The following is a 9,412-nucleotide window of genomic DNA, read 5'->3' as shown; positions in this document are numbered from 1 at the left end:
GGTAATCACGGCACGTCAGGTCGGTATTAAACCCCTTATACGTGACGATTTTTTCTTCGCTCATGTTGTTATCTCTGAATTTAGGCACAAAAAAAGCCGCTCATGGCGACTGGTGAAATAAACCCGCGCGGGTTAGGCAGCCTCTGACGTTGGCAGGCCGATCATCTTATTCAGGTCTTCAACTTTCAGGGCAGGTAACGCCGCATTTACGCTGCCTGCTTTCTCAGGTATAAGCTCCTGACTCTCTGGCCACACATCAATGAGGCGCTTCAGGGTGGTAACAGAGTTGAGGGCTGCCCAAACCGTTTTCTCAATATCCTCTTTGCGCTTGTTGGCTATGGATTGTTCAGCGAGAAGAATATCGAATTTCAGGCTTATTTCATGGTCAGCAGCAAACAGACATTTCTCACGCTCTGGCGTGACAAGCGCAATGCTATCTCCCTTACTATCAACGCCATAACTGACCCGCCCCAGGCGGCGACCACCAATCGCCATATCAATGCCATAGTTTTTATTAGCCGAAACGTAGATGCTGGCACCCAGCTTTCTCGCGTCTGATCCCATCTTCTCCAGCTTCTTCACAATGCAGTCGATTTCCCTGACCTTATCAGTGCCGCCAAAAGCAAACACGCGGGCGTCGAGTGCCAACTGACCTTTTCGCCGGTCGATGGCTTCAAGCTCTGCGATTACACCGGATTTGATAAGAGCATTTTTGGCAATCTGCTCACGAATTACGTTTGTTAATCGAACTGAAATCATATTCATTTCCTCGCCGTTACCAATTACTTATGCCAATAAAAAGGCCGCCGTGGCGACCTCTGATCAACTTTTTACAACAACTCCCTGATACCATCTCGGAAAAATAACTTTCCTTACCTTTATAGTGCCAAGCCGGTAATTGTCGCCGAACAGGCTAATGCCGAAGAATTCAGTCCTGCCGAGGTTTCGTTTAGATACAGTCCTGAGTTGACCTTCATGTTCAACTGTATCTCCGGGTTTAATTTGTGAGATGTGACACTCAACTATGCGCATTGCTCACCTCAAATAAGTGGAATGCTCTTGCCACGTTGTTTCTGCACAGCATGAATCTGGCGGCCGGCTTCGTTGCAGACCTTCATGTGTTTGTTTCGCTCACGCTGCTCCCGGTGCTGGATTATTTGTTCGTGATGCCTGATGGATCTGTCCAACTGCTTAGCGTAATCACTCGCTCCTTCAGTCGCCCTAAGTACGTTAATGCTGCATCCAGTAGCCGCTACTGCGATTTTTCGTGCAAGCGCTTCAGTCTGCCTGCCTGAATCCTGCTGGGCTTTGCGACGCTCTTTATAACGACTTTTGCTGTTGCCCGGCGCTGATTTGCACGAACGTTTGAATGTGATGGTTGCCATAGTTCCCCCTGTAGAAAGCTTTGGTGCTGGATGCCGTGACGCTGGTCTTCACGGTTGCGCTTTTTCACGCTGCAATTCATCCAGCCCAAAACCTTCTCGGATTGGTCCCGCCTGTGAGAGCGGAAGGTCATTTTGTTAAAGAGCGAATCAGCTGACTGTGTAGCGGTGTGTCGTGCTGATGGGATAAGAATACAAGAAAACAAATTATCTTGTAAACACATAAGTTTGTATTTGTTTGTTATTTACATGTTATTGCTTGTTTTTACTATGAATTTATTTTTGTAAACGCCACCCGCACAGGTCAGGCGGTGAGGTGCAGGAGGTGCAGGAGGTGCAGGAGCAACGAAAAAGTGCAGGAGAATGAAAATAGTGCAGGAGTAACCCGGCAGACTACCGGGTTCAGTGCCGGGGTATTGCCGTTCTGTGGCGGGTGAAGAGCGGGGAAGGCGTGGTTATCGCTGAATTACAGGCACAAAAAAGCCCGCTCAGTGGCGGTTGTGATATGCTGATTTGAGCGAAAATTGAGCGGGGTGGGGTATGTATTCGAAAGAATCAGACGAGCTTTACGATGAGATGTGTCGGGTGGTAGGCGACATGGTATTTACGCTGCATGATTTCGGCGTTGAATCAAAGCAGATGGTGATAGCTGACGCGCTGCGTACTGCGCTGGCGTCGAATAATCCTGAGCGATCGGAGTTATTGGTTAAAGCGATGGAGGCTGCGGCGAAGGTGCTGGATAGATAGGTACAAAAAACCCGGCGCGGTGGCCGGGTTTGGTTATGCAGCCAGTCTTTTTATCCATGATTCTCTTTTCGAGAAAGGTAGGACATGGCTAGATTCATGAAACAATAAAGAAAGTTGCTGCATCTGCTCGCCAATCGCTTCACTGTCCACGATGACAAAGCGATTGTTAAGTGTATCGTTGGCGTTCTTTAAATCAATCAGTTTGCCAAGCAATGAGTATGCACTGTTCCAGCTACCGCCATGTTTTACACTGGAAGTGAAGACATACTTTGGATCGGTAGTTTTTACCGTGACTGGGATTGGAATTTGGTGTCCACTCATCCCAGTGACGCTATCTTTAAGTTGCAGCATTCCTTTAGGCAGGGAGTGATACAGAAAATCAATAACAACGCTTTCAAATCTCTCAGCGTGGACAGGTTGATGCCAGTCCACTGACAGCGTAGATGCTAAAATACCTGCTCTAATTATGTCAGCAGTAACGTTGCCAATATTGCTTTCTGTGGCCCATCCGATAATCTCGCCGCGGTCATTTAGTTCAGTTCCTTCCCTATGAAGTAGGGAGCGAATTTCTTCAAACCGTCTTTTTGTGATCGAGATGCCTCGCGCTTCCATATTCATCAATGCGTCGCACCGATCGCTAATCAGGAAGCGTCCGTTTACTTCTCTGACAAACGCGCCAACATGCTCCCCATCGTCACAATAAGTGAATGGGCTGATAATTCTCATGGTTTCGCCAATTGGATGGCATTCGAAACCAAGTTGTGAAATCACCGTTGAGCACATCATAAGCCTAGTCCTATCTGTCCAGATTCATCCTCAAGAGGGATAGGTAATTTACCTGTGTAAGTAACGTTTAACTGTTTGCAAAAGTAGTCCCAGTATCCTACCAGGTCGTGGGGCTTTATGTCATCGATTATAGGGAAGCCAATCTTTTCACTATAATACCCCGCCTCTTCGTAGTACACATGATAGTGAGGCCCGAAGACGCTGTCTTGGTAGTCTGGTCGATCAATTCTGTAATTGTTTTTATGCTTATCAAATGGATACGTATCAACTGCAAAAATTCTCTTTTTGTTGTACAAGGCAACAATGTTTATTTTGGGATAAGACGCTTCAGGAAAAGTGTGGAACTCATGATCCGGTTTCCACTGAATAAGAAATGATAGACCTTGAATGGGGATATCATCTTCATCGAATGGAATAATTTGTAACTGCAGCCACAGGAGAGGCCTGTTAGGCGGCGGTTTAACGCCCCACTTTACACCTGTAAAATCCACCCTTTTTGCGCAATACAAAACATGGTCGACTTCGGCTTGGCTGGGTAGGTAATCATCTGATTTAGCCACAAATTATTCATCCATTATCATTTTTTTATCCTCATCCAAACGTCTCGTCCGGCCACTACCCGAAGAAGCAACCATGAGTATCAGCCCTGATGGCATTCAACGCAGCTTCAAGTGTCGGTATTTCCTCGTAAAGTTCCCACTTCATGTTTCCGCGCATCCAGAAGAGTCGCCAGACTTTTTGTGAGCGAACATATGAAATACGTGCAGATAGAATCAGGCATTTTTCGCCCGGCTTACCCTGCCATACAGGGCGCTCTTCGGCTATCTCTATGGTCTGATCTTTGATGCAGAAAACGATATCAAACTCATTCCTGGCATGTACGGGGGGCCTGATGCTTTCGACAAACTGTTCAACTTCTTTTAGCACAGCATGATATTCAATATCGTTAAAGGCCATCCCTATCTCCTGTTAACTAAAAGTATTGTCAAGCCACTGGGCTTTACCACATAGTCGCAGTCCAGAACATGCGACCCACGATCTCCACGTCAGACAAAACATGCTCTTCAGGCGGATGCTCTTCGTTGTTGAAGCTGCGCAGGCTCACGCGGTCAGGGCCGACACGGTAGAGCATCTTCAGGCGCTTCCAGCCATCCTGATTTACTGCGTAAACCTTTCCGTCAATAATGCGCTTGTCATCGCAGTTAATCGCCACTGTCGCGCCATCCGGTATTAATGGCTCCATGCTGTTCCCACGCGCAGGGAAGCACAGAACGCCACTACCATCAGTCCTGGCACCTATACGGCGCAGCGTAGCCTTAGAGAAGCGTAATTTGAAACCGTTGTAATCCTCATCTCCCACCGATCCATCCCCACATGCAAATTCAATATCACGCAAGAATGGCACTTCAACTTCGTCTTTGCTTAGCGGAGTATCCCGATCCCATACGCTAATTTCGGTCCATTCATCTTCTGGAGGAAGCTCATCTTGCTCGCCTCCAGACATTAGCCATTTCATGCTGCGCTTAAGCGCTGATGACAGTTCAGGCAGGTAGCGAGGGCGTTGTGTTTTGCCATCTTCAAGCTGCTGAATTGCCTGCTGTGTGGTTTTTACCATTACCGCAAGCTCGGCCTGAGTAAGGCCAAGCTCTATGCGCCGCGCTTTTACACGTTCCCCAATGCTCATAACACCCTCATATGTAATCCCTCCATCTTCACAAGAAATAAGGTATTTGACAAACAAGCTTGTTTGACAATAAAATACAAATAAGTTTGTTAGGAGGTTGTATGGAAACTTTATCTGACCGACTCAAACAGAAGCGCGCGGAGCTTAATCTAACCCAAGCTCAATTGGCTGAATTATCTGGCACCAAGCAGCAGACGATCCAGCAAGTTGAATCAGGACTGACCAAGCGACCACGTTTCCTGGTCGAGTTAGCCATAGCACTTAAGTGCGACCCGCACTGGTTGCTTTACGGCGTAAGCAGCGGAAAAGCCGCTTAAGCACCACCCGCTCTTTATCAATCTGACCGCCCCGTCTAACCGCAGGGCAACAAATGTGGCAAACCCCACGGTTTGCTCACGTAACTACATAACACGAAAGGAATATAAGCAATGGAATCAGCAAACTACAGCAAACCAACAGAGAGCGACATTAATCGCACTCAGACAGACCTGTTACTCGCAGTTTCTCAGATGACCGGGCGTGAATTCGCCAAGGGTGTTGGCTGCCACGAATCGAAGATTAGCCGTGTGGACTGGCGCTTTATTGCAGCTGTGATTTGTACGGCTCGCATGGCGTGGGAAGTCAGCCCAATGGGACGGTTAGTGCAGGAAACGATTGAGGCGATCACCGCCAAAGAAAAAGCGCCGAATGCTGGAACATTCGACGCCTGACGTATGGATTAACTGGATCAACATACAGGAGTAATTATGAGTAGTTTATCACTGCATTACAAGGGCAAAGAAAAGAACGGTACCGAGACCACGGTTAAGAAAACGTTTCTGGTACCGCTGGCTGAGCTGTACATCGAGCCAGGTTACAACGTGCGTGAAATCGATCAGGCGCATATCGAAGAGTTCCGCGATGCTTATATCGCCGGTGAGTTTGTGCCGCCTCTGGCGGTGCAGGTTACCGAGAAGGGCATCAAGATCATCGACGGTCACCACCGTTATCACGGCGCGCTGCTGGCCACAGAATCCGGCACCGAAATTCCGCGCCTTGAGTGCAAAGATTTTTCCGGTACCGAAGCTGATCGCATTGCCTTCATGGTTACCAGTAGCCAAGGCAAACCGCTTACTTCACTGGAGCGCGCAGCAGCATATCAGCGCCTTGAGAATCAGGGATGGTCTGTCAGTGAAATCGCCAGCAAGGTGAAGCGCTCTGTTGCGGATGTTGATCACCACCTCCAGCTGCTGACGTGTGGTGATGAGCTGATCGACATGGTTAAGTCTGGCGAAGTTGCCCCAACGACTGCTGTCGCACTGGCACGTGAGCATGGCCCTAACGCAGGAAGCGTTGCATCCGAGCAAATGGCTAAGGCCAAAGCCGCAGGTAAAACAAAACTCTCTCGCAGCGCCGCAATGCCGCAGTTTAGCTCTGCAAAAGTTAGAAAGCTCATTGAGCTGATCGCCAAGAATTGCGAAGCGGAACTGGCCGAGGAAACCTTTGGCATCACTCTCGATTTTGAGACTGGGCTTCAGGCGCTGGAAGTGATGGCAATCATCAGTGAAGCTAAAACCCACTATGGCATTGGGGAGGAATCATGAGTCTCGCCAAGGTCATCTCATTCCCTAAAAAAACCGAGCAAACGGGAGGTCACATGGCCGACCTGACCAACGGGTACACCAAAGTTGCCAACGAGATCCAGAGGCTTAAACCTCGCCTGAGGCTTTCAGGCAGGGAGTGGCAATGTTTCGAGGCGGTGATATGGCTTACCTACGGATGGAATAAAAAACAGGACAGGGTAACCAACACGGTGATCGCCGACTTAACAGGGTTGAGTGATACACACGTATCGGATGCCATAAAATCTCTGGCAGAGAGAAAAATTATATTCAGCCAGAAGCAAGGAATGATGAAAATTGTTGGGGTAAATACTGACATTTCAGCCTGGATATTGGACAAACCGGAATCGGGAACAAAATTCCCGGAATCGGGAAAATCCTTCCCGAAAGCAGGAAAAACCTTCCCGAAAACGGTAGCCACCCAATACAAGAACAAGAACAGTAATAAAAACACTTCGTCAGAGAATTCTAACGAATCCCCTGACAAACCAACCAAACGCCTTCCTTTAGTCAGACCTGATGCAGCCATCCAAAGCGGAGCAAAGTGGGGTACAGCCGATGACCTGCGCGCTGCTGAGTGGATGTTCGACGTGGTGAAATCAATCGAACCATCTGCCAGAAAGCCAGCCTTTGCAGGTTGGGCTAATGACATCCGGCTGATGCGTGAGAAAGACGGGCGTGACCACCGCGATATGTGCAGCCTGTTCCGGTGGGCCAGCCAGGACAGTTTTTGGTGTGGAAACGTGCTGTGTCCTGCGAAGCTTCGCGAGAAATGGTCACAACTTGTAATTAAGCGTGACAAGGCGAAATCCGGCACCAGCAACAAGCAGGCTCTGGACTTCAACAACACTGATTGGGCAAAGGGGTTAGAGGTATGAGAAATATCGTAACAGCCATCCAGCAGCGTGACGGACGTTCGTTGCAGCAGATTTACGGTCAGGATAAGCCAAAACAGCAGGTTACAGAGCAGGCGGTGCAGATATTCAATGAACTTTTTCGGCAACTTAAAGGGGCTTTTCCAGCCTTGATGGCAAATATCAAATCACAAGAGGATCTGAACGAGTTGCGCCGTCAGTGGGTCATGGCTTTTGCCGAAAATGGCATCCATTCGATAGCTCAAGTCAACGCCGGGATGAAGATCGCCAGACAGCAGCCTACTCCGTTCCTGCCGTCACCTGGACAGTTCATAGCCTGGTGCAACGAAGGCGCTTCAACAGCAGCAGGGTTGCCCGACGAGGACGCTCTTTACGCAATGGTCATGACGTACTCAGCAAAGCGCGGATTCTACGATAACGCAGAGGATTACCCGTGGCAGAGCAACGCCGCTTACTGGATGGTGACCGGGCTGTTCAGCATGATGCGCGGTCAAAACCTGACTGAAAAGGAACTACGCGCCAAATGCCGCAGTGAGCTACGCAGCATGACAAGTCGTATTCAGTCAGGTGAAGACATCCCTCCGCCACGCAAAACAATTCCAAAGCTTTACCGGCCTGTAGGTAACGAAAAGGGGCTGGATAAAATCGCGGAAATTCGCCAGAAGTTGGGGATGCGAAAATCATGACACAAACCACACAGAAGGGGTGAGAGATGGAATATCCACACATTATTGAAATCTTTAAAGAAGCAGAAAGGCAGCGCAATGGTCGCAATCCTGAATTTGGTGACAGAATGCGTAATCTCGTCGCCGGTCAGGATAACCCACGTCGCGATGCTTATTTTGTGAAAGTGAAAAAATTAACTGGTCGTTTAAATCCAGGAATCTGGTACACCATGACCGATAGGAATGGCAACGTTTGGGATTCATGCCCCAAAGGTCTTATTTTCATTGATGATTGAGGTTTTCATGACAGACAAAACTGAGCTTGAGCGGCAGGCGTTTGAAGAATTATGCGACCGTTACGGCTACAACACGAAAAGAGAGCATAACCCATTCGATGAATCTCAGTGGTGGTATGAGTCTGATTTGGTTCACAGCATGTGGCATGGCTGGCAGGCCCGCGCCAACCTGGAGAAGAATGATGGATAAATTAAGGGAATCGTTCGAGGTGTGGCTTAGGTCGGAACATTTGTTCAGCGATGAAGAGCTTGAATGGCAGCCTGAAAGAAATTGCTATGCAATATACGGTGTGCATCTTGCCTGGTGTGCGTGGTGGGAAAGCAGAGCGGCGCTGTTTGTCAGTAACCCTGACAATTCTGACATACAGTGCCAGCACTGCGCTGACGAAGCGGATGAACGATGGATAGAAAAAATCAATGAGGCAGGCATATCCGTTAAGGGGGATGAGTGACAGCTAAAACCGTAACTATCTCAAGGCGTGATTATCGCCAAATCTGTAACGCATATATTAACGCGACAAACGCGATGCAGCAGGTGCTGATGATCCACCGTGGTGATAATAAATTTTCAGACAGGGCTGTGTGGGCGGTAGAGGATTTACTACAAACAATATCTCAGCAGCTGAAAGAGGTTATTGATGGAGAAACAAACATTTTTTCTCAGAAATGAGCAGATACGACGAAACCTGATAGACGCAATAAATAAACTCCCTCTTAACGACCACCACCCACTCACTGTACGCATCACTGATTTCGATCGATCCCTACTCCAGAACAGCATGTTCCATGCGCTATGCGGCGACGTGGCTAAACAATCCCTGTGGATGGAGAAACCGCGAAATCTGGTTCAGTGGAAAACCTTGTTTGTGTCTGGCCACGCGGTGGCGACCGGGCTGGGTGCTGATGTTGTGCCGGGTCTGGAAGGGGAATTCTGCAACATCAGGGAGTCGACGGCAAAAATGGGGATCAAGCGCATGACCAGTCTTATCGAATACAGCCAGGCTTGGGCGGTCGGTAATGGCGTGAAACTGCGCGAGGTTCGTTACAGCAACGACTATTTTGGACGGGCAGCATGAAAACAGTTAACGAAGAAATTGCAGATTTATTCTCAAACGGAGGCATTTACCGGATTGAGGAAATAGCAGCCAAAACAGGATTCAGTAAAACAGTTATCAGGAGCGCGTTAAATGAAATGCTAATGACTGCGCAAGCGCAGAAAGTGCAAGACCCGCACCTTGCTTACAGGCACGCTTATTGCAGCCTGGATGCGAGAACTGGGTTCGGCATCAGCCCGAGGCTAAACCGACTCAACGAGTTACTGGCAGGAGTGCGCCATGAAACTGTCTTGGTTCGTACATGAGCCTGTAGATACAGAA

The 9,412-nt window shown here is 48.6% G+C and carries 18 protein-coding genes; 12 read left to right on the top strand and 6 right to left on the bottom strand.

Features of this window, described 5'->3' with window-relative positions; translation table 11 throughout:
- Positions 1-132: 132 nt before the first annotated feature.
- Positions 133-759, bottom strand: a complete 627-nt coding sequence (locus tag BTJ39_RS24965; RefSeq protein ID WP_176110407.1) for an Nmad5 family putative nucleotide modification protein — start codon at positions 757-759, stop codon at positions 133-135.
- 281 nt (positions 760-1,040) lie between these two features.
- Entirely contained in the window at positions 1,041-1,385 is a 345-nt protein-coding gene (locus tag BTJ39_RS22455; protein WP_078004914.1) for a hypothetical protein, read from the bottom strand.
- 537 nt (positions 1,386-1,922) lie between these two features.
- Between BTJ39_RS22455 and BTJ39_RS22450 the strand changes: the two genes are divergently transcribed.
- Positions 1,923-2,129: a DUF2767 family protein gene (locus tag BTJ39_RS22450; RefSeq protein ID WP_078004913.1), complete on the top strand. Its 207-nt coding sequence runs from the start codon at positions 1,923-1,925 to the stop codon at positions 2,127-2,129.
- Between the two features lie 33 nt (positions 2,130-2,162).
- Here the strand turns inward: BTJ39_RS22450 and BTJ39_RS22445 are convergent, their stop codons facing one another.
- Genes BTJ39_RS22445 through BTJ39_RS22430 form a run of 4 tightly spaced genes read right to left on the bottom strand, consistent with a single transcriptional unit; the run spans position 2,163 to position 4,599 of the window.
- The gene (locus BTJ39_RS22445) at positions 2,163-2,915 is read right to left on the bottom strand and encodes a DUF1828 domain-containing protein (protein ID WP_078004912.1); all 753 of its coding nucleotides are present in this window, start codon (positions 2,913-2,915) and stop codon (positions 2,163-2,165) included.
- Positions 2,912-3,475: a hypothetical protein gene (locus BTJ39_RS22440; protein WP_078004911.1), complete on the bottom strand. Its 564-nt coding sequence runs from the start codon at positions 3,473-3,475 to the stop codon at positions 2,912-2,914. Before BTJ39_RS22440 ends, BTJ39_RS22445 begins: the two co-directional genes overlap by 4 nt.
- A 55-nt stretch (positions 3,476-3,530) precedes the next feature.
- Positions 3,531-3,872: a DUF3024 domain-containing protein gene (locus BTJ39_RS22435; RefSeq protein ID WP_078004910.1), complete on the bottom strand. Its 342-nt coding sequence runs from the start codon at positions 3,870-3,872 to the stop codon at positions 3,531-3,533.
- A 43-nt stretch (positions 3,873-3,915) separates the two neighbouring features.
- The gene (locus BTJ39_RS22430) at positions 3,916-4,599 is read right to left on the bottom strand and encodes an XRE family transcriptional regulator (RefSeq protein ID WP_078004909.1); all 684 of its coding nucleotides are present in this window, start codon (positions 4,597-4,599) and stop codon (positions 3,916-3,918) included.
- A gap of 101 nt (positions 4,600-4,700) precedes the next feature.
- Here BTJ39_RS22430 and BTJ39_RS22425 point away from each other — a divergent pair, with 101 nt between their 5' ends.
- From BTJ39_RS22425 to BTJ39_RS22375, 11 genes are all read left to right on the top strand, one after another.
- On the top strand, positions 4,701-4,916 hold the full coding sequence (locus BTJ39_RS22425) for a helix-turn-helix domain-containing protein (RefSeq protein WP_078004908.1): 216 nt from the start codon (positions 4,701-4,703) through the stop codon (positions 4,914-4,916).
- Between the two features lie 111 nt (positions 4,917-5,027).
- Positions 5,028-5,309 carry a CII family transcriptional regulator gene (locus BTJ39_RS22420; RefSeq protein WP_078004907.1) on the top strand — a complete coding sequence of 94 codons (282 nt, stop codon included), beginning with the start codon at positions 5,028-5,030 and terminating at the stop codon, positions 5,307-5,309.
- Between the two features lie 36 nt (positions 5,310-5,345).
- On the top strand, positions 5,346-6,182 hold the full coding sequence (locus BTJ39_RS22415; RefSeq protein ID WP_078004906.1) for a ParB/RepB/Spo0J family partition protein: 837 nt from the start codon (positions 5,346-5,348) through the stop codon (positions 6,180-6,182).
- On the top strand, positions 6,176-7,078 hold the full coding sequence (locus tag BTJ39_RS22410) for a replication protein (RefSeq protein ID WP_176110409.1): 903 nt from the start codon (positions 6,176-6,178) through the stop codon (positions 7,076-7,078). The genes BTJ39_RS22415 and BTJ39_RS22410 overlap by 7 nt, the downstream gene beginning before the upstream one ends.
- A complete protein-coding gene (locus BTJ39_RS22405; RefSeq protein WP_078004905.1) occupies positions 7,075-7,761 on the top strand; it encodes a replication protein P in 687 nt (228 codons plus the stop codon). The genes BTJ39_RS22410 and BTJ39_RS22405 overlap by 4 nt, the downstream gene beginning before the upstream one ends.
- A 26-nt stretch (positions 7,762-7,787) precedes the next feature.
- On the top strand, positions 7,788-8,036 hold the full coding sequence (locus BTJ39_RS22400; RefSeq protein ID WP_078004904.1) for a hypothetical protein: 249 nt from the start codon (positions 7,788-7,790) through the stop codon (positions 8,034-8,036).
- A 7-nt stretch (positions 8,037-8,043) separates the two neighbouring features.
- Positions 8,044-8,226, top strand: coding sequence for a hypothetical protein (locus BTJ39_RS22395; protein ID WP_139356402.1), 183 nt, complete (start codon positions 8,044-8,046; stop codon positions 8,224-8,226).
- Positions 8,216-8,488, top strand: coding sequence for a phiTE_015 family protein (locus BTJ39_RS22390; RefSeq protein ID WP_139356401.1), 273 nt, complete (start codon positions 8,216-8,218; stop codon positions 8,486-8,488). The genes BTJ39_RS22395 and BTJ39_RS22390 overlap by 11 nt, the downstream gene beginning before the upstream one ends.
- The gene (locus BTJ39_RS22385) at positions 8,485-8,706 is read left to right on the top strand and encodes a hypothetical protein (RefSeq protein ID WP_078004901.1); all 222 of its coding nucleotides are present in this window, start codon (positions 8,485-8,487) and stop codon (positions 8,704-8,706) included. Before BTJ39_RS22390 ends, BTJ39_RS22385 begins: the two co-directional genes overlap by 4 nt.
- On the top strand, positions 8,675-9,112 hold the full coding sequence (locus BTJ39_RS22380) for a recombination protein NinB (RefSeq protein WP_078004900.1): 438 nt from the start codon (positions 8,675-8,677) through the stop codon (positions 9,110-9,112). The genes BTJ39_RS22385 and BTJ39_RS22380 overlap by 32 nt, the downstream gene beginning before the upstream one ends.
- On the top strand, positions 9,109-9,396 hold the full coding sequence (locus tag BTJ39_RS22375; protein WP_078004899.1) for a hypothetical protein: 288 nt from the start codon (positions 9,109-9,111) through the stop codon (positions 9,394-9,396). Before BTJ39_RS22380 ends, BTJ39_RS22375 begins: the two co-directional genes overlap by 4 nt.
- The last annotated feature ends 16 nt before the right edge of the window (positions 9,397-9,412 follow it).

This window comes from Izhakiella australiensis (assembly GCF_002006995.1).
Lineage (GTDB): Bacteria > Pseudomonadota > Gammaproteobacteria > Enterobacterales > Enterobacteriaceae > Izhakiella > Izhakiella australiensis.
This window is presented reverse-complemented; position numbering and strand designations above follow the sequence as displayed.